General features: G+C 40.7%; 16 protein-coding genes. 14 read left to right on the forward strand and 2 right to left on the reverse strand.

Translation table 11 applies throughout. The features are described from left to right. Positions 1–200 precede the first annotated feature (200 nt). The 5 genes from alr (at position 201) to CF596_RS00650 (ending at position 6,109) form a co-directional block, all read left to right on the forward strand. Positions 201–1,277 carry an alanine racemase gene (alr, locus tag CF596_RS00630; RefSeq protein ID WP_096900907.1) on the forward strand — a complete coding sequence of 359 codons (1,077 nt, stop codon included), beginning with the start codon at positions 201–203 and terminating at the stop codon, positions 1,275–1,277. A 530-nt stretch (positions 1,278–1,807) separates the two neighbouring features. After that, on the forward strand, positions 1,808–2,554 hold the full coding sequence (locus tag CF596_RS00635) for a beta-ketoacyl-ACP reductase (protein WP_096900908.1): 747 nt from the start codon (positions 1,808–1,810) through the stop codon (positions 2,552–2,554). A gap of 51 nt (positions 2,555–2,605) precedes the next feature. After that, the gene (locus tag CF596_RS00640) at positions 2,606–2,950 is read left to right on the forward strand and encodes a phasin family protein (RefSeq protein WP_004973142.1); all 345 of its coding nucleotides are present in this window, start codon (positions 2,606–2,608) and stop codon (positions 2,948–2,950) included. A gap of 125 nt (positions 2,951–3,075) precedes the next feature. Next, positions 3,076–4,848 (forward strand): class I poly(R)-hydroxyalkanoic acid synthase, encoded by a 1,773-nt coding sequence (locus CF596_RS00645; RefSeq protein ID WP_096900909.1) that lies wholly within the window; start codon positions 3,076–3,078, stop codon positions 4,846–4,848. 82 nt (positions 4,849–4,930) lie between these two features. Then, positions 4,931–6,109: an acetyl-CoA C-acetyltransferase gene (locus CF596_RS00650; protein ID WP_096900910.1), complete on the forward strand. Its 1,179-nt coding sequence runs from the start codon at positions 4,931–4,933 to the stop codon at positions 6,107–6,109. A gap of 167 nt (positions 6,110–6,276) precedes the next feature. Here CF596_RS00650 and CF596_RS00655 read toward each other — a convergent pair whose 3' ends face one another. Further along, on the reverse strand, positions 6,277–6,876 hold the full coding sequence (locus CF596_RS00655) for a hypothetical protein (RefSeq protein ID WP_004973138.1): 600 nt from the start codon (positions 6,874–6,876) through the stop codon (positions 6,277–6,279). A gap of 398 nt (positions 6,877–7,274) precedes the next feature. Between CF596_RS00655 and CF596_RS14830 the strand changes: the two genes are divergently transcribed. Further along, entirely contained in the window at positions 7,275–8,273 is a 999-nt protein-coding gene (locus CF596_RS14830) for a WYL domain-containing protein (RefSeq protein ID WP_004973137.1), read from the forward strand. 347 nt (positions 8,274–8,620) lie between these two features. Here the strand turns inward: CF596_RS14830 and mnmG are convergent, their stop codons facing one another. Continuing rightward, positions 8,621–10,501, reverse strand: a complete 1,881-nt coding sequence (gene mnmG, locus CF596_RS00665) for a tRNA uridine-5-carboxymethylaminomethyl(34) synthesis enzyme MnmG (RefSeq protein WP_096900911.1) — start codon at positions 10,499–10,501, stop codon at positions 8,621–8,623. A gap of 242 nt (positions 10,502–10,743) precedes the next feature. Between mnmG and CF596_RS00670 the strand changes: the two genes are divergently transcribed. The 8 genes from CF596_RS00670 to purD all read left to right on the forward strand — a co-directional run bounded on the left by CF596_RS00670 (position 10,744) and on the right by purD (position 18,971). Next, positions 10,744–11,100: a hypothetical protein gene (locus CF596_RS00670; protein WP_004973135.1), complete on the forward strand. Its 357-nt coding sequence runs from the start codon at positions 10,744–10,746 to the stop codon at positions 11,098–11,100. Positions 11,101–11,284: 184 nt separating this feature from the next. Then, positions 11,285–12,196 carry a bile acid:sodium symporter family protein gene (locus CF596_RS00675; protein WP_004973134.1) on the forward strand — a complete coding sequence of 304 codons (912 nt, stop codon included), beginning with the start codon at positions 11,285–11,287 and terminating at the stop codon, positions 12,194–12,196. A gap of 83 nt (positions 12,197–12,279) precedes the next feature. Then, positions 12,280–13,161, forward strand: coding sequence for a bile acid:sodium symporter family protein (locus tag CF596_RS00680; protein ID WP_096900912.1), 882 nt, complete (start codon positions 12,280–12,282; stop codon positions 13,159–13,161). Positions 13,162–13,416: 255 nt separating this feature from the next. Then, positions 13,417–14,319, forward strand: coding sequence for a 50S ribosomal protein L11 methyltransferase (gene prmA / locus CF596_RS00685; RefSeq protein WP_004973131.1), 903 nt, complete (start codon positions 13,417–13,419; stop codon positions 14,317–14,319). A gap of 16 nt (positions 14,320–14,335) precedes the next feature. Further along, positions 14,336–15,190, forward strand: a complete 855-nt coding sequence (locus tag CF596_RS00690) for a DUF3426 domain-containing protein (RefSeq protein ID WP_096900913.1) — start codon at positions 14,336–14,338, stop codon at positions 15,188–15,190. A 389-nt stretch (positions 15,191–15,579) separates the two neighbouring features. Further along, positions 15,580–15,849: a DNA-binding transcriptional regulator Fis gene (gene fis, locus CF596_RS00695; RefSeq protein WP_001086304.1), complete on the forward strand. Its 270-nt coding sequence runs from the start codon at positions 15,580–15,582 to the stop codon at positions 15,847–15,849. A gap of 92 nt (positions 15,850–15,941) precedes the next feature. After that, the gene (gene purH, locus CF596_RS00700) at positions 15,942–17,516 is read left to right on the forward strand and encodes a bifunctional phosphoribosylaminoimidazolecarboxamide formyltransferase/IMP cyclohydrolase (RefSeq protein WP_096900914.1); all 1,575 of its coding nucleotides are present in this window, start codon (positions 15,942–15,944) and stop codon (positions 17,514–17,516) included. Between the two features lie 171 nt (positions 17,517–17,687). Further along, on the forward strand, positions 17,688–18,971 hold the full coding sequence (gene purD, locus CF596_RS00705; RefSeq protein ID WP_004973125.1) for a phosphoribosylamine--glycine ligase: 1,284 nt from the start codon (positions 17,688–17,690) through the stop codon (positions 18,969–18,971). The last annotated feature ends 105 nt before the right edge of the window (positions 18,972–19,076 follow it).

Raw genomic sequence — 19,076 nt, forward strand, 5'->3', positions numbered from 1 at the left:
ATTATTTGCAATCAATAACCTAATAGATTTTTCGATCTTAAGTTAATTTATGATCAAAAACTTAAATGTTCATGTCTATTTGAGGTTGATAGGTCTACAATAGTGAATATTTTTAAATAGAACTATTTTTAGTATTTATTTATCACTCCACAGTGTATCTAACACAAATTACCAATTGTCATTCCCAAGGAGTAACGAGGGTGCGCCAAGCAACAGTTTATATTGACAGTCAGGCACTGCAATATAATTTAAACCGTGTCAAACAACTTGCCCCAACAGCGAAAATTGTTAGCATGGTCAAGGCCAATGCTTACGGACATGGTGTAAAAGACTGCTTAGCAGCCTTAAAAGACAGCGATGCCTTTGGTGTCGCTTGCGTTGAAGAAGCCTTAGAAATTCGTGAATTGGGATATACGCAGCCCATCACCCTGATTGAAGGTGTTTTTTCTGCCGATGAAATGCAAAGTGTGTTAGCACACAAATTAGAATGTGTGGTGCATCATCAAGCACAGCTCGACTGGCTGCTACAACATAAAGCTGATTACATCACACAAGGCTTAAAAGTCTGGGTCAAACTCAACAGTGGCATGAATCGTTTAGGTTTTAAAATTCCTGAAATTATTGATGTGATTCACATGCTCAAAGCCGAAGGTTTTACCTGTGTGTTGACCATGCATTTTGCCAATGCCGATGGCGACCATGCTTTGAATGATCAACAAGTCGCACAATTTTTGCATGTCAAAGACAATTGCAGCCCTATTCTTGCTTCTTGCTGCAACTCTGCTGCAATCTATCGTTATCCCGAATTGCATTTTGATTATGTACGCCCAGGCATTATGCTTTACGGTGCAACGCCTTTTGCCGCACATAATGTGCATACACTCGACTTAAAGCCTGTGATGACTTTAAGCGCAGAAGTGATCGCACTAAATGAAATTGATGCAGGCGAACACGTCGGCTACGGTTCAACCTTTACTGCAGAACAAGCCATGCAAATTGCGATTGTTTCAATTGGCTATGGCGATGGTTATCCACGTACATTTGTTCAGCCAAATTTTGTTGCGATTGGTGCAAAATTAACGCCTGTGCTTGGTCGTGTGTCTATGGATATGATTGCCATTGATGTCACAGGTTTAGACGTTGAATTAGGCACACAAGTTGAACTATGGGGCAAACACCGTTTGGTGGATGATGTTGCCACAGCCAATGGTACGATTGGCTATGAGTTGTTGTGTCGTTTAAGCCCTCGCCCACAGCGCAAGGCAACCAGCATTTAACTTTCTTTTTTCGATCTGTTGCATGTAGCAGTTTTGCTGCATGCAATCGTCTAAGCCATTCTCTTTTTCTTTCTTATATTTTTCTTTTCGCTTTTTATTTTCTTAAATTCACTTTATTTCCATTCATATTGATAAAAATTTGTGGTCACCCACATTTGCATTTAGCGCTTTACAGTCATCCAAATATTTAGCTGAAAATCACACTCAAAATCTCAAGAAAAAACAATATGCTCGCGCACTGTCTTTAAACTGCCACATCGCTTCAAATTCATGGATTAATCACATTTCACCAGTTCTCAGAAGTTTGTGCTGCGCGCTACGATGAATCAATGACTTCACGACTATTTAAGCCATTTATAAAAGCATCCACATGATAAGAAAATAATCTATTACCAATATTTGTTTACTTTTGACTTCAAAGCATCATCAAACTGCAGCCTCTTTGAAATATAAAACGCTTAATTTCTAAACAAGAATAAAGAGGAAAAACTCCTTAATTTTTATAACCTTATTCTGCTTAGGAAAAGAATATGTCTGAACAAAAAGTAGCTTTAGTGACGGGTGCATTAGGTGGTATTGGCAGTGAGATTTGCCGTCAACTGGTTACAGCAGGCTATAAAATTATTGCAACGGTTGTACCAAGAGAAGAAGATCGCGAAAAGCAATGGCTTAAAGACGAAGGCTTTACAGAAAGTGATGTGCGCTTTGTTTTAACCAACTTAAATGAGCATGAAGCGGCTACAGCAGCCATTCAAGAAGCAATTGATGCTGAAGGTCGTGTAGATGTGTTGGTCAACAATGCTGGTATTACCCGCGATGCAACTTTCAAAAAAATGAGCTATACGCAGTGGTCTGAAGTGATTGAAACCAACTTAAAAACACTTTTTACCGTGACTCAGCCTGTATTTAACAAAATGTTAGAACAAAAGTCTGGTCGCATTGTGAACATTAGTTCGGTGAACGGTTTAAAAGGTCAATTTGGTCAAGCCAACTACTCTGCAACTAAGGCAGGCATCATCGGCTTTAGCAAAGCTTTGGCGCAAGAAGGCGCACGTTCAAATATCTGCGTGAACGTCGTTGCACCAGGTTATACCGCAACCCCGATGGTCACAGCCATGCGCGAAGAAGTAATTAAAAGCATTGAAGCACAAATTCCTCTGCAACGTCTTGCCGCCCCTACCGAAATTGCGGCAGCAGTTATGTATTTAGTGAGTGGTCATGCTGCATACGTAACAGGCGAAACCTTATCAATCAACGGCGGCTTATACATGCACTAAGCGTGTAACACCTCATTTTAATCTACAAGTTTATTTACTGGAGTGACACCCATGCTATACGGCGACTTATTTTCAAACATGAATGCTCAATACAAAAACGTGTTTGAACCGTACACCAAATTCAACAGTATAGTTGCAAAAAATTTTGCTAACTTAACCAACCTACAATTAGAAGCAGCACGCAACTATGCCAACATTGGTTTAGCACAAATGTTTGCCAATAGCGAAGTGAAAGACATGCAAAGCATGGTGAACTGCACCACCAAGCAATTAGAAACTATGAACAAACTCAGTCAGCAAATGATTGAAGATGGCAAAAAATTAGCAACACTGACTTCAGAAGTCAAAGCAGAATTTGAAAAGTTAGTCAGCGATTCAATGCCAAATAATAAATAAACACTGCTCTGAAAACCATGCGTTATCAGGACGAATGTTACGGGGAAGTGTGAAAATTTCCCCGTTTTAGTTTCAGCCTTGCATTCAATTTGATTGCTAAAAGCCATGTGCTATGGAGCGATGAAATGAAACAGAACTCATTTCAATTCAAAGAAAATATATTACAATTTTTCTCTAGCCACGATGATATCTGGAAAAAACTACAAGAATTTTATTATGGGCAAAGCCCTATTAATGACGCCTTAACACAGCTCAACAAAGAAGATATGTCTATGTTCTTTGAAGCTTTGTCTAAAAATCCAGCACGCTTGATGGAAATGCAATGGAGCTGGTGGCAAGGTCAAATGCAAATCTACCAAAATGTGATGATGCGCAGTGTGGCGAAAGACATCGAGCCATTTATTCAGCCTGAAAGTGGTGATCGTCGTTTTAACAGCCCATTATGGCAAGAACAACCCAATTTTGACCTGTTATCGCAGTCTTATTTGCTGTTTAGCCAACTGGTGCAAAATATGGTGGATGTCGTAGAAGGCGTGCCAGACAAAGTGCGTTACCGCCTTCACTTTTTTACCCGCCAAATGATTAATGCTTTATCTCCAAGCAATTTTCTTTGGACTAACCCTGAAGTGATTCAGCAAACCATTACCGAACAAGGTGAAAACCTTGTCCGTGGTATGCAAATTTTCCATGATGATGTGGTCAATAGCGGAAAATATTTATCTATTCGCATGGTCAATAGTGACTCTTTTAGCTTGGGTAAAGATTTAGCCTACACGCCAGGTGCTGTAGTATTTGAAAATGAAATTTTCCAGTTGTTGCAATATGAAGCAACCACGGAAAATGTATATCAAACCCCGATTCTAATCGTGCCGCCATTTATTAATAAATATTATGTGCTGGATTTACGCGAACAAAACTCATTGGTGAACTGGTTACGTCAGCAAGGTCATACGGTCTTTTTAATGTCTTGGCGTAACCCAAATGCCGAACAAAAAGAACTCACTTTCGCAGATCTGATTACCGCAGGTGCAGTTGAAGCTTTGCGTGTTATTGAAGAAATTACAGGCGAAAAAGAAGCCAACTGTATCGGCTATTGTATTGGTGGTACTTTACTTGCTGCAACGCAGGCTTATTACCTGGCAAAACGCCTGAAAAGTCATGTGAAATCTGCCACGTATATGGCAACCATTATCGACTTTGAAAACCCAGGCAGCTTAGGCGTATTTATTAATGAACCTGTGATTAGTGGTTTAGAAACCTTAAATAATCAATTGGGTTATTTTGATGGTCGCCAGTTGGCAGTCACGTTCAGTTTGTTACGTGAAAATACCCTGTACTGGAACTACTACATCGAGAACTATTTAAAAGGCAAAGAGCCTTCAGATTTCGATATTTTGTATTGGAACAGCGACGGCACCAATATTCCTGCCAAAATTCATAATTTCTTATTGCGTAATTTGTATTTGAATAATGAATTGATTTCACCAAATGCAGTAAAAGTGAACGGTGTTGGACTCAACCTTTCTCGTGTCAAAACTCCAAGCTTCTTTATTGCTACGCAGGAAGATCATATCGCGCTTTGGGATACCTGCTTCCGTGGTGCAGATTACTTAGGTAGTGAATCTACACTGGTACTTGGTGAATCTGGACACGTGGCAGGCATTGTGAATCCGCCAAGTCGTAATAAATACGGTTGCTATACCAATACTGCCAAGTTTGAAAATACCAAGCAATGGCTTGATGGTGCAGAGTATCATCCTGAATCTTGGTGGCTACGCTGGCAGGCTTGGGTCACACCGTATACAGGCGAACAAGTCCCTGCCCGCTCCTTAGGTAATGCGCAATATCCAATGATAGAAGCAGCACCAGGTCGCTATGTTTTGGTAAATTTATTTTAATCAGTCATATAACAACAGCAATGCACATGCTATATATCATGTGCATCCACAGAAATATGAACACAAAATTTAAGGATATAAAATGAAAGAGGTTGTGATTGTTGCAGCAAAACGTACTGCGATTGGTAGCTTTTTAGGTAGTCTCGCTTCTTTATCTGCACCACAATTGGGGCAAACAGCAATTCGTGCGGTTTTAGACAGCGCCAATGTAAAACCTGAACAAGTTGATCAGGTGATTATGGGCAACGTACTCACGACAGGCGTGGGACAAAACCCTGCACGTCAGGCAGCAATTGCTGCTGGCATTCCAGTACAAGTGCCTGCATCTACCCTGAATGTCGTCTGTGGTTCAGGTTTGCGTGCGGTACATTTGGCAGCACAAGCCATTCAATGCGATGAAGCCGAGATTGTGGTCGCAGGTGGTCAAGAATCTATGTCACAAAGCGCACACTATATGCAGCTGCGTAATGGGCAAAAAATGGGTAATGCACAATTGGTAGACAGCATGGTGGCTGATGGTTTAACCGATGCCTATAACCAATATCACATGGGTATTACTGCAGAAAATATTGTAGAAAAACTTGGTTTAAACCGTGAAGAACAAGACCAATTGGCACTGACTTCACAACAACGCGCGGCTGCAGCACAAGCGGCTGGTAAATTTAAAGATGAAATTGCGGCTGTAAGCATTCCACAGCGTAAAGGCGACCCAATTGTATTTGCTGAAGATGAATACATCAAAGCCAATACTACCCTTGAAAGCCTGAATAAATTACGCCCTGCGTTCAAAAAAGATGGCAGCGTAACCGCAGGCAATGCTTCTGGTATTAACGATGGTGCAGCAGCAGTGTTGATGATGAGTGCAGACAAAGCTGCAGCCTTAGGTCTACAACCTTTAGCACGTATTAAAGCCTATGCAATGTCGGGTATTGAGCCTGAAATTATGGGTCTTGGCCCTGTTGAAGCGGTAAAGAAAACCCTGAATAAAGCAGGCTGGAGCTTAGATCAAGTTGATTTGATTGAAGCTAACGAAGCCTTTGCCGCTCAGGCTTTAGGCGTTGCCAAAGAACTAGGCTTAGACTTAGATAAAGTAAACGTGAATGGCGGTGCAATTGCCCTCGGTCACCCGATTGGTGCTTCTGGTTGCCGTATCCTTGTGACGTTACTACACGAAATGCAACGCCGTGATGCAAAAAAAGGCATCGCAACGCTTTGCGTAGGCGGTGGTATGGGTGTTGCACTTGCGGTTGAACGCGACTAAGTAACCGAGCCGAAAGTACTGCACGAGTCAAAGCTATTGAATTTGATAGCTGTTCAAAGCCAGTAATAAGTTAAGACATAATGGGAGCTTCGGCTTCCACTATTTTTTTAACTACACAGAGCTTAAAATAATATTGTTGTCGATTAATTTGACATGACAAGTTCTGCTTAATCCACCGAAAGTAAGTGCTGAATATGATCACTAAAGTGATAAAAATGCATGGTATCGGGTTGCTGTTTCAGCTGTTGCCATGCGTCTACAAACGACGTCCAACCTAAATCTTTTAGGCATTGCACAATCATTTCCAATTGCGACAAAGTCTTTTCAGTCGATTGTTTTAACCGAATTTGTCGGTCTAATTGTTCAATTTTTTGCCCCAATTGGAAAAATAAATATATCTGCTGTGGTTCTGCATCTAATAGTGCTTCGCAGTCTTGTACCACATCACAAATATAACTCGCGTTATCGCACGCATTTTGAATACATTGCTGTAATTCAACATAAGTAGCTTTAGAAAACACCTGTGCCAAGTTTTGAATTTTTGTCCGTGTTTGCTCAAACTGCATCGCAAATGAAGCAGGCTGTTCTTCGTTTAAAATCAATTCATTTAAAGAAGCTGCATCAAATGCAGGCAAACAAAAGGCATGTGCATAAGTCAAAGCAGCATCATTTTGTTTAAATGGAAATTGCTGACATACATATTGAATACGGGTTAAATATCGGGCTAACCAAAAAATTTCTCGCGCATCGCTGCTAGATAAATTCACGGTTGTTTCATCCTCCTAACTCTAAGGTCTGTTGATAATTCATCGCGATAAAGCACCTCAATCGCCTTGCCCAATTAACCTACAGCACTCATCCACTCAGACCGCTTTTATTTACATAAACCTGTATCTACCATACAAAACAATGACGGGTTTTCACTTAAACACAACTATTCAATCTTGCTTTTCTAATTGATCCAAGTATGGCTTGAGGTCATAGTTTCTGATTCACTTCTATTATTTGATTAACTTTGCCCGTCCAAATTTTGTGATATTTACTGCAAAATCTGCGGTTATATTTTGCCCTTTTTCAGTAAAAAACTTGCTAATCATTCCGAGTTTTCTTATTGTGTGGAAGAACAAGTTTTCATCCGTATGAATTGACCTAGTAAATATTGAATATGTCTATACAAGAAAAAGAAACATCGAATAGTTTATATCGCCAATGGCAAATTTTATCGCGCCTTTCTACAGGTAAATGGATGGGCACACGTGAATTACACGATGTCCTGCAACGTGAAGGTATCGACATTAGTTTGCGTACGATTCAACGTGACTTAAATCAAATTTCTCAGCGCTTTCCAATTGAAAGTAATGGTACCGTACCACAAGGTTGGCGCTGGCGTTCAGATGCACCGATTCAAAGTTTACCGCACATGACCAGCTCTCAAGCGGTAACGTTTATGATGGTCGAGGAACATTTAAAACATCTGCTGCCGCCAAGTTTGATTGAAGAAATGAACCCATGGTTTGATTTGGCACGACGCAGTCTATCGACCCAAAACAATGTCCGCCAATGGATTAATCGTGTGCGAATTGTGCCTGCAACACAACCTTTAATTCCACCAGTCGTAGACCGCAATGCACAACAGGCGATATATGAAGGCTTGCTCCAAGACAAACAACTAGAATGTATTTATCAATCACGCAGCAATTCAGGCGAAGAAAAAACTTATGTGCTGAATCCTTTGGCTTTGGTGCAAAAAGGTGCGGTGATTTATTTAATCTGTACTCGATTTGACAAAACCGACATTCAAACCTTTGCCCTGCATCGTTTTAAAGCAGCCAAAGTTTTAGATTCACGCGCCTTGCATCCTGTTAATTTTGATATTGATGCCTATATTGAATCTGGCGAATTAGGTTTTAGAGTCGATTTCAGTAAAGCTACTGAAAATATTCAGCTCAAACTTACCATGCAAAAAGCTGATGCCATATACTTCGATGAAAGCCAATTAAGCAAAGATCAAACTATGGAAACACTGGAAAATGGTAATGTGTTGGTGACTGCCACTGTGCCGTTTACCTCACAATTGGTTTGGTGGTTGCGTAGTTTTGGTAAAAAGCTAATTCAGATTGAACCTGTAGAAGTTGCCAATGCGGTGCATCAAACTCAGGAATAAAAAAGCCCCAAATATATTGGAGCGATAGCATTATCGTTCTCTTTTAAATCAAATTATTGTGATTGCTGATTGAAGTTAAAATTAAAATTGACTCGGCATCGTTCAGCGTGGGCATGCCAGTTCAGCTGTACTATAACGAATGCTTTTTAAAGTCATATTTTGCTCCTATCTATGTTGATAAGTGTCACTTTAAATGCTCCTGATCTAGCTGTGAAATCATAAGATATGCAGTCGAAATCAGATTTATTCTTATACGCAACTTCTTCTTTGCTTAGCATCTGATTTACTTTGGCGCATAAAAAAGCCCGCAATTTAAATTGTGGGCTTCTTCATCAATCCATCAAACCTTAAGCAGATTTACGTGACTGTGCATTTTTACGAATGGTGATCATCACCAATTGAACTGCGGCAGGTGTCACACCTGGAATACGACTGGCTTGTGCCAAAGTTTCAGGCAAAACATGCTTCAATTTTAGCGTGATTTCACGCGATAAACCTGACACTGCATCATAATCAAAATCGGCAGGGATTTTGGTTTCTTCCAAGCGTTTTAATTGTGCGACATCTTCATGCTGACGGTTGATATAACCTGCATATTTCACTGCAATTTCAATTTGATCGCCCACTTGTGCAGAAACGTCTGAACCCGTTAATTCTGCGATTTGCGCAAAACTGATATTTGGACGTTTTAACAGATCAATCGCAGAACATTCTTTGGATAAATCTGCACCTGTCATTTCAACAAATTTTTTACCCATTGGGTTGTTTGGTGCAGCCCACAAATGTTGTAAACGCCCTGTTTCACGTTCTACTGCTTCCATTTTTTCACAGTAAGCTGCCCAACGAGTGTCATCCACCAAACCAAGCTCACGACCAATTGGCGTCAAACGCTGATCGGCATTATCTTCACGCAACATCAAACGGTATTCCGCACGTGAGGTAAACATGCGGTACGGTTCTTTGGTACCTAGCGTGATCAAATCATCAACCAATACACCAATATAAGCTTCGTCACGTTTTGGTGTCCATTGTTCCTGATCCCAAGCGCGACGTGCCGCATTCAAACCAGCTAACACACCTTGCGCACCCGCTTCTTCATAGCCAGTCGTACCATTAATTTGACCTGCAAAATACAAGTTATTAATGGCTTTGGTTTCCAAAGTGAATTTCAAGGCTTGTGGATTGAAGTAATCATATTCAATTGCATAGCCCGGACGCAAAATATGCGCATTTTCCATACCACGAATTGAACGAACTAACTCGAACTGCACATCAAACGGCAAAGAGGTTGAAATCCCGTTTGGATACAATTCATGTGTATCTAAACCTTCAGGCTCCAAAAATACCTGATGCGAGTCTTTATCAGAAAAACGGTGAATTTTATCTTCAATCGATGGGCAGTAACGTGGGCCAACACCTTCAATCACACCTGTATACATCGGTGAACGATCTAAACCACCACGAATAATTTCGTGAGTACGTTCATTGGTATGGGTGATATAGCAGTTCACTTGTTCAGGGTGCATCGACACATCACCCATGAATGACATGGTTGGTGATGGGAAATCACCTGGCTGCGGAATCATGACCGAAAAATCGACTGAACGTGCATCAATACGTGGTGGCGTACCTGTTTTTAAACGCCCTACAGGCAAATTTAATTCACGTAAACGTGCCGCCAAAGCAATTGATGGAGGATCGCCTGCACGACCACCGCTCGATTTTTCTAAACCGATGTGAATCACACCACCCAAGAATGTACCTGTGGTCAATACCACGGTTTTCGCATCAAAACGAATCCCCATTTGAGTGACTACACCTTTTACAGTATCGCCTTCTACAATCAGGTCATCGGCTGCTTGTTGGAAAATATCTAAATTGGCTTGGTTTTCTAAAGTGGCGCGAATCGCAGCTTTAAAGCGAACTCGGTCTGCCTGCGCACGTGTTGCACGAACAGCAGCACCTTTACGCGAGTTTAAAATACGGAATTGAATCCCGCTTTTATCGGCAGCCAATGCCATTGCGCCGCCTAAGGCATCAATCTCACGTACCAAATGCGACTTACCAATCCCGCCAATTGCAGGGTTACAGCTCATCTGCCCTAAAGTCTCAATGTTATGAGTTAAGAGTAAGGTTTGACGACCCATACGTGCTGCTGCAAGCGCCGCTTCGGTGCCTGCGTGACCGCCACCAATAACAATGACATCGTAAACTTTAGGATAGTGCATAATGGTCAATGAGAGATAAAAAATAAAGACGGAATATTATAGCAAAACTTGTGGCATAAGTTGACAGATTCAGTCGATTTTATTGGCTTAACCGCGCTACAAAATTAATATTTTGTAATCCAAATTTGCATTTTTACTGTACATAAAAACATTTAGACCTAAAAATTAACCAGATCACCGTTGTTTTAATTTGTCTATTTTTTATCCTAATAACACAGATATGAGAAACAAAGGGAAACATCATGAATAAGAAAATTTTGCTGTCCTCTATGCTTTGTGGCTTATTTTTCAGTCCATTTGCAGTGCAGGCAAATGATAAAGTAGAAACCGTCTATAACGCGCAAAAATTCCAGCAAGTCTGTAAAGGTAAAACTCAGGGCGCACCTGTAAGCTTTGCTTATCGTGGGATTATCTGGAATGGTACCTGTGAACCACAATTCTTTAGTTCATCTAAAGCAGTGCAATTACAAGGCAATGAGCCTGAATTATACCGTTCTTGTATGGCAGATGCGCAAAGCACCGTCATTACAGTCAATGGTACTGAGTTAAAAGGCAAATGTGCCTTAGGCTTTACGCCACCACGCCCTGCTGCAATGTGATCAATCACTTAATCTATATTTTCATGAACAGATCGGGTATTCATTCAAACTGAAAGCATGAAAATAACACCAAAGCAGTCATTTATAAGAAGTGACTGCTTTGTTTATTGCACAAGCTCAAAAAACAATTACACTGCAAAGAGAGGGAAAATTATACCCATAAGAAAAAAATAAAGGATGTGCTATGGATTCAGGCTTTTTTACCTTTTTTCTACCACTGACCTTAGCTGTGATGATGATGGGCTTAGGCTTACAACTCACGCCTAAAGACTTTATTCGGGTCAATCAATTTCCTAAAGTCATTTTTTTAACGCTTTTTTCACAATTGGTCATTTTGCCTGTTTTAGCATTTTCAATTTGTTTATTTTTAGAATTGCCACCGCTCTTGGCAATTGGCTTAATGCTGCTTGCTGCCTCACCAGGGGGGCCTACTGCGAACTTATTTAGCTATGTTTATAAAGGTGACGTTGCCCTAAATATTACCCTAACCGCAATGAACTCTGTGATGGCGACCTTTACGCTGCCTTTTATTGTTAATTTGTCTTTTCTGTATTTTATGACCGATCAACAACAAATTGGCATGCCAATTGAAAAAATGGCACAGGTTTTTTTACTGATTATTGTGCCTGTTTGTGTAGGAATGGCGGTGCGTAATGCAATGCCACAAATTGCATTACAGTTGGGCAAACCTATGCGTTTGATGTCCATTTATTTCATTTTCGCTTTATTCTTTTATGCGCTTTTCCGCGAACGCGCCAATGTCTTTGACTATTTCAGTGCGATTGGTATCGCCACAGCGCTTTTTTGCTTTTTAAGTTTACTTATTGGTTATCTTGTGCCGTATTTGGCTGGTGTGCCTGATCAACAAGCACGCTCTTGTTGTTTTGAAATTGGCATTCATAACACTGCTGTTTCTTTAACCGTTGCGCTATCGGTTTTGCAAAGCACTGAAATTGCCATTCCTTCTGCGATTTACACCATTTTTATGTATATGTTCAGCTTTATTTTAGGGAGTATGTTAGCTAGACAATCGGCCAAACTTGCCCATCAACACAAACAGGAGCAGAGTTTAAACCACAATAAAAATACAATTTAAAACGTGAGCAAAATTAACTACATATTAAACAAACAGTTAAATATCAAATAAATTATTGTAGATGTAAAAACAAAGGAGTGTTTATGGATTCAGGATTAATCACAATATTTTTGCCGCTGGCTTTGGCCGTGGTCATGGCTGGACTTGGCTTAGAACTCACTCCTAACGACTTTAAACGGGTGAGCAAACACCCCAAAGCAGTGTTTATTGCTTTATTTTGTCAATTGGTCGTCCTGACAGCAATTGCATTCTTTATTTGTAAACTGCTGAATTTACCACCACTGCTTGCAGTCGGACTCATGCTACTAGCAGCATCTCCAGGTGGGCCAACAGCCAACTTATTTAGCTACTTATATAAAGGTGATATTGCACTAAACATCACCCTCACTGCCGTGAATTCCGTGATTGCAGCATTTACCTTGCCCCTGATTGTCAACTTTGCCATTCAACATTTTATGCAGGATGGGCAACAAGTTGGCTTACAATTTGCCAAAGTATTGCAGGTGTTTTTAATTATTATTATCCCTGTCACTTTAGGGATGTTAGTACGCCATTTTAGCCCTCAAACGGCAGACCGCTTAAACAAACCTGTGCGTATTTTTGCTGTGGTTTTTCTAATTGTGATTATTATTGGCGCAATTGCCAAAGAGCGAAACAACATCATGCTTTATTTGGCAGATGTAGGACTTGCCACTGCCCTGTTCTGTGCTTGCAGTTTATTGATTGGTTATTTTGTCCCGCGTTTCTTTGGCGTAAATAGCCAACAAGCCCGTGCCTGCGCCTTTGAAATTGGCATTCACAACAGTACCCTTGCAATGACCATCGCCCTAACCGTTATGGCAAGCTCAACCATTGCCATGCCTGCTGCGGTTTATTCTATTTTCATGTATATTTTTGCCGCAATTTTAGGCACATTACTAAATAAATTTGTGCCGACTCCTGCATCGGAGCAATCTGCATCCTAAAACAAGTCTCTCAATCATCCCCAATCCAGCAATTTGACGGTTTTGGGGATGATTGAGCGATGATGGTTCAAACAAATTCTTAACTTATATTTTTTAGGGTTATATTTTTGTCACATTATTCGACTATAAGCATAAAGCGAATTTGAAACTTCCAATCGTATAGAGTTTTCCCTTTCGCAATCCGAATAAAAAATAACAGCGCCTGCAGCAGTTCAGTTACAATAGCGCTTTCGCATTAAATTTTAGGTTATCTCCGTGAAGTGGTTACAAATACATATTACTGTTGATCAAGCGCAAGTCGATTTTACTGAAACCCTGCTCAGTTCATTGGGCGCAGTCAGCGTAACCTTAGATGATGCGGAAAATCAGGACTTACTTGAGCCACTACCAGGTGAAACACCACTTTGGAACAAAGTCATTGTGACAGGTATTTATGCACAAGACGAAGGTGAAGAAATTGATGTTGCAGCCTTAGAAACCTTTATTCGTGCGCAAATGCCAGATGCCCCTTTACGCAGTGAATTTTTGGAAGATCAGGTTTGGGAACGCTCATGGATGGATTACTACGAGCCAATCCAGATTGCAGAGAAATTCTGGATTGTACCTGAATGGTTAGAACCACCTGAGGCAGATGCAGTCAATATCAAACTTGACCCAGGTTTGGCTTTTGGTACAGGTAACCATGCCAGTACGTTCCTGTGCCTGCAATGGTTAGGTAAAACCAATGTAAAAGATAAAGTCGTGATCGACTACGGTTGTGGTTCAGGTATTTTAGGAGTAGCGGCTTTGTTGCTCGGTGCAAAAAAAGTCTATGCGACTGATATTGACCCGCAAGCAGTTTTAGCGACCAAACAAAATGCTGAACTCAACGGTGTACTTAAAAACTTATATGTTGGACTTCCAGAAGAGTTCAATGAAACCATTGGCAATGAAAAAGCAGACATTTTGGTTGCCAATATTTTGGCAGGCCCATTGATGATGCTTGCGCCAGAGTTTGCAACTTTAATTAAATCTGAGGGCGAGTTCGCACTTGCAGGTGTAATTGAAGAGCAAGTTGCTGAAGTTTCTAGTGTTTATTCTGAATTTTTTGATATAGTACAAGTCGAAAAACGTGAAGAAAACTGGTGTCGAATTTCTGGGAAACGCCATCCCCACTAACTGTAATTTTTGAGTTATGAGTGACAAGCAAACCAAGTGCCCTGAATGCCAAACTGTTTATAAAGTATCCGTTGCGCAGCTGACCGTTGCGCAAGGGATGGTTTGTTGTCCTAAATGCGACAATACCTTTAATGCTCTTTCGCATTTGGTATTTGCCTTTCCTCAAAATAAAAACTCAGTCACATCACAATTACATCACATTCAAAACCGCAGTTTTATGCAGGCAACTGCTGAACTTGCGCAACCGCAACATATTTTAGATATTTTTCAGCGTAAAGTTGAACATTCCAATATTGATCTGAAAACCTATCTGAATAACCTCAATTATTTCAGTACTGAACCGATTGGCAACATTCCTGCCATGAAGTTGTCTGCGCCTGATCTTGAAAGTGAAAAAAAGCATGACAATGGTTACTACTTACTTTGGGGAATTATTAATCTTTTATTGATTGGCTTGTTGATCTTCCAAATTTTGTGGTTTAACCCAAAGTTTTTAAACAGCAGCCCTGCACTGAATTCTGTGTTTACCCAAGTCTGTCAATTTTTTAACTGTAGCAGTTTAGAAGAACGCTATAGCTTAATTTCAGCAAATCGCGTGAAGGTTAAACGTGTAGATCGTATGAATACACAATTTACGGGTGAGCTGATCAATTACTATGATAAAAGCTTGGCTTTGCCTAATATCAAAGTCACTTTAAAAGAAAAACAACAAACATTATCGACTTACATCTATTCCCCACAGGAGTATTTGGTCGAAAGTCTTTCGAGCATTCAACGTATTCCTAAAAACAGTCCATTTAAGTTTGACATTTTAGTTCCAATATCACGAAACGACTTCGATGCCTATACTTTAGAAATTATCAAGCCTTAATTCACAAAAAAATAGTGAAAAAATAGCGAAAAAAATTAAAAAAATTGCAGTTTTCTTGCTCACTTTTTCTCATACAATGGTATCATACGCGCCACGAAAGCTTTGTGCTGCAAACTCCTCGCAAGATTCACAACAAATATAGATCTGTCTAATGCGCTTTATTTTTATATATCGCGTACAGAGTAGATTTTTTGTTTTGATTTTGGTCTGTAACAATTATTAATGTATTGTTACGCTTAAATTTCGACCAATGCCTAGAGTTGTGGCAAGCTAAATGTTCCAGTTTTAGAACTTCCCGTTTTAGGATCTAAAACGGAGTTCATTTAATTTATAGACCACATTGATATATCACTTTATCCCAGTGATATCTGATTTTCGGATTAATTCGCATGAATAGCAAATCTCCTATTTTTACTGCACAATCTGATGTTGCTTTACGTATTCACGTAGATCGCGCAGTTCGCCATTATTTTGCACAACTACAAGGTGAACAACCTTCACAAGTGTATGACATGGTGTTAGCAGAAATGGAGAAACCTCTTTTATCTGTTGTTCTTGAATACACTCGCGGTAACCAAACACGCGCTGCTGAAATTCTTGGACTAAACCGTGGTACTTTACGTAAAAAGTTAAAAGCTCACGGTTTAATGAGTGAATAAGTGATAAAATGCTTGCGACCTCCGCAGGCATTTTTTTTACCTGCATTTTGCTAGTTTGTTTTAATCTGTAATTGAAAACTGTGACGAAGATCATGACTATTAAACGCGCTTTAATCTCTGTTTCTGACAAAACAGGTATTGTTGAATTTGCACAAGACCTTGCTGCTCTTGGGGTAGAAATTTTATCTACTGGCGGTACTTATAAGTTGCTTAAAGACAACAATATTGCTGTCGTAGAAGTATCAGAGCATACTGGTTTCCCTGAAATGATGGATGGTCGTGTAAAAACGTTACACCCAAAAATTCATGGCGGTATCTTGGCTCGTCGTGGTCTAGACGAAGCAGTCATGGCAGAACACAATATTGATGCCATCGACTTGGTTGTTGTTAACCTTTATCCATTTGCTGCGACTGTTGCAAAACCAAATTGTTCACTTGCAGATGCGATTGAGAACATCGACATTGGTGGCCCTACTATGGTTCGCGCTGCAGCGAAAAACCATGCTTCTGTAGGTATTGTAGTAAATGCTTCTGACTATGCGACTGTTATTGCAGAAATGAAAAGCAACGGTGCATTGTCTTACGAAACTCGTTTTGATTTGGCAGTGAAAGCATTTGAACACACTGCACAATATGACGGCATGATCGCCTCTTACTTAGGTGCACGTGTAGGTAAAGAAGAAGGTACTGCTGACCAATTTTCACGCACATTCAATACACAATTGAACAAAGCGCAAGATTTACGTTACGGCGAAAACCCGCATCAATCTGCAGCGTTCTATGTAGACCCTGCTGCAACTGAAGCTTCTGTTTCTACAGCGAAACAGCTTCAAGGTAAAGAATTATCTTATAACAACATTGCAGATACTGATGCCGCACTTGAATGTGTGAAATCATTTGCAAAACCTGCTTGTGTGATCGTAAAACACGCGAACCCATGTGGTGTTGCTGTCTCTTTAGACGGTATTCAAGCGGCTTATGACCTTGCTTATGCAACTGACCCTGAATCTGCATTTGGTGGCATCATTGCGTTTAACCGTGAGTTAGACGTTGCCACTGCACAAGCGATTGTAGACCGTCAATTCGTTGAAGTAATCATTGCGCCTAGCATTGCAGATGGCGTACTTGAAGTGACTGGCGCGAAGAAAAACGTACGTGTACTGGTATGTGGCGAACTTCCTGCGATTGATGCACGCGCTCCACAAATGGATTACAAACGTGTCAACGGCGGTTTATTGGTTCAAGACCAAGACTTGGGCATGATCACTAAAGATGACTTAAAAGTTGTGACCAAACGTGCACCAACTGAACAAGAAATTGACGACATGATCTTTGCTTGGAAAGTTGCGAAATACGTAAAATCGAACGCAATTGTTTATGCGAAAAACCGTCAGACCATTGGTGTTGGCGCAGGTCAAATGAGCCGTGTAAACTCTGCTCGTATTGCTGCCATTAAAGCAGAACATGCAGGTTTAGTGGTTGAAGGTGCAGTAATGGCATCTGACGCATTCTTCCCATTCCGTGATGGTATTGATAACGCAGCTAAAGCTGGTATCAAATGCATTATTCAACCGGGTGGTTCTATGCGTGATGAAGAAACGATTGCAGCAGCAGATGAAGCTGGTATTGCAATGGTCTTCACTGGCATGCGTCATTTCCGTCACTAATTAAACTCATTAATTAGAAGTCGTATTTAATAATCCTCCGAAATCCCCCTTTTTTATAAAAGGGGGACTTTTCACGTAAGGGAACTGTGTTTTTATGCACAATCTCCTTCCTTTTCAAGGGTGAAAAGCATAGCTTCGCTAGGGGGATTTTATTCTTTGAGGGATTTTTAGATGAATATTTTAGTTTTAGGTAGCGGCGGTCGTGAACATGCGTTGGCATGGAAAATCGCACAAGATGACAAAGTCGCTAAAGTCTTCGTTGCACCGGGTAATGCAGGTACGGCAACAGAAAACAAATGCGAGAATGTAGCGTTAGATATTCAAAATAACCCTGCAATCATCGACTTTGCCAAAAATAATGCTGTTGATTTAATCATTGTTGGCCCTGAAGCACCACTGGTCAATGGTGTAGTAGATGCCTGCCGTGAAGCGGGTTTAAAAATTTGGGGCCCAACCCAGTTTGCTGCACAGCTTGAAGGTTCTAAAGCCTTTGCCAAGCACTTTTTAAAACGTCACAACATTCCAACTGCATTCTATGACGTATTCACCGAAGTTGATGCGGCAAAAGCATTTGTTGAAAAAAATGGTGCTCCAATCGTGATCAAGGCGGACGGTCTTGCTGCAGGTAAAGGCGTGATCGTGGCGATGACCAATCAAGAAGCATTTGATGCAATTGATGACATGCTAGCAGGCAACAAATTTGGTGATGCAGGTTCACGTGTAGTCATTGAAGAATTCCTTGCAGGTGAAGAAGCTTCTTTCATTTGTATGATTGATGGCGACAACATCCTTCCTATGGCAACTTCACAAGACCACAAGCGTATTTTTGAAGGCGACCAAGGTCCAAATACTGGTGGTATGGGTGCATACTCTCCTGCCCCTGTCGTGACTGCAGACGTATTTGAAAAAACCATGAATGAAGTGATGCGTCCTACTGTTGAAGGTATGAAAAAAGACGGTCATGTTTATACAGGTTTCTTATACGCAGGCTTAATGATTGACGACAAAGGTCAACCAAAAGTGATCGAGTTTAACTGCCGTTTTGGTGACCCAGAAACACAACCAATTATGATGCGCTTAAAGTCATCTTTGGTAGATTTGGTTGAAGCAGGTATTGCTGGCAACTTACCTGCCGAAGCAGACTGGGATGAACGCAAAACTGTCGGGATTGTATTGGCGACTGCGGGTTACCCTGAAACTTCAGGCAAAGGTGATGTGATTTCTGGTTTAGAAACACAAATGGCAGATGCGAAAGTATTCCACGCAGGTACAGCAAGCAATGCCGATGGTGAGATTGTGACCAATGGTGGTCGTGTACTGTGTGTAACTGCGCTCGGTAATACCATTGGCGAAGCGCAAGCTAAAGCCCTTGAACTGTGCGAAAAAGTTACCTTTGATGGTGTGCAATATCGTAAAGATATTGGCTATCGTGCCATTGCTCGTGAAAATGCTTAAAATTTTTAGTTTAGTCTAAAAATTTAAGTCCATAAAAAAGCTCGTCACTGTACGAGCTTTTTGTTTATCAGGTTGTAACCCATGTACATTGTGATGATCTACGTT

This window comes from Acinetobacter sp. YT-02 (assembly GCF_002412355.1).
GTDB classification, from domain to species: Bacteria; Pseudomonadota; Gammaproteobacteria; order Pseudomonadales; family Moraxellaceae; genus Acinetobacter; species Acinetobacter towneri.

Excerpts from the sequence above, each read along its gene's own strand:
- CF596_RS00670 (WP_004973135.1), top strand. The coding sequence starts at position 10,744 with ATGAATAAGAAAATTTTGCTGTCCTCTATGCTTTGTGGCTTATTTTTC.
- purH (WP_096900914.1), top strand. The coding sequence starts at position 15,942 with ATGACTATTAAACGCGCTTTAATCTCTGTTTCTGACAAAACAGGTATT.
- CF596_RS00640 (WP_004973142.1), top strand. The coding sequence starts at position 2,606 with ATGCTATACGGCGACTTATTTTCAAACATGAATGCTCAATACAAAAAC.
- CF596_RS14830 (WP_004973137.1), top strand. The coding sequence starts at position 7,275 with ATGTCTATACAAGAAAAAGAAACATCGAATAGTTTATATCGCCAATGG.
- CF596_RS00650 (WP_096900910.1), top strand. The coding sequence starts at position 4,931 with ATGAAAGAGGTTGTGATTGTTGCAGCAAAACGTACTGCGATTGGTAGC.
- CF596_RS00645 (WP_096900909.1), top strand. The coding sequence starts at position 3,076 with ATGAAACAGAACTCATTTCAATTCAAAGAAAATATATTACAATTTTTC.
- fis (WP_001086304.1), top strand. The coding sequence starts at position 15,580 with ATGAATAGCAAATCTCCTATTTTTACTGCACAATCTGATGTTGCTTTA.
- CF596_RS00675 (WP_004973134.1), top strand. The coding sequence starts at position 11,285 with ATGGATTCAGGCTTTTTTACCTTTTTTCTACCACTGACCTTAGCTGTG.
- mnmG (WP_096900911.1), bottom strand. The coding sequence starts at position 10,501 with ATGCACTATCCTAAAGTTTACGATGTCATTGTTATTGGTGGCGGTCAC.
- CF596_RS00635 (WP_096900908.1), top strand. The coding sequence starts at position 1,808 with ATGTCTGAACAAAAAGTAGCTTTAGTGACGGGTGCATTAGGTGGTATT.
- CF596_RS00680 (WP_096900912.1), top strand. The coding sequence starts at position 12,280 with ATGGATTCAGGATTAATCACAATATTTTTGCCGCTGGCTTTGGCCGTG.
- purD (WP_004973125.1), top strand. The coding sequence starts at position 17,688 with ATGAATATTTTAGTTTTAGGTAGCGGCGGTCGTGAACATGCGTTGGCA.
- CF596_RS00690 (WP_096900913.1), top strand. The coding sequence starts at position 14,336 with ATGAGTGACAAGCAAACCAAGTGCCCTGAATGCCAAACTGTTTATAAA.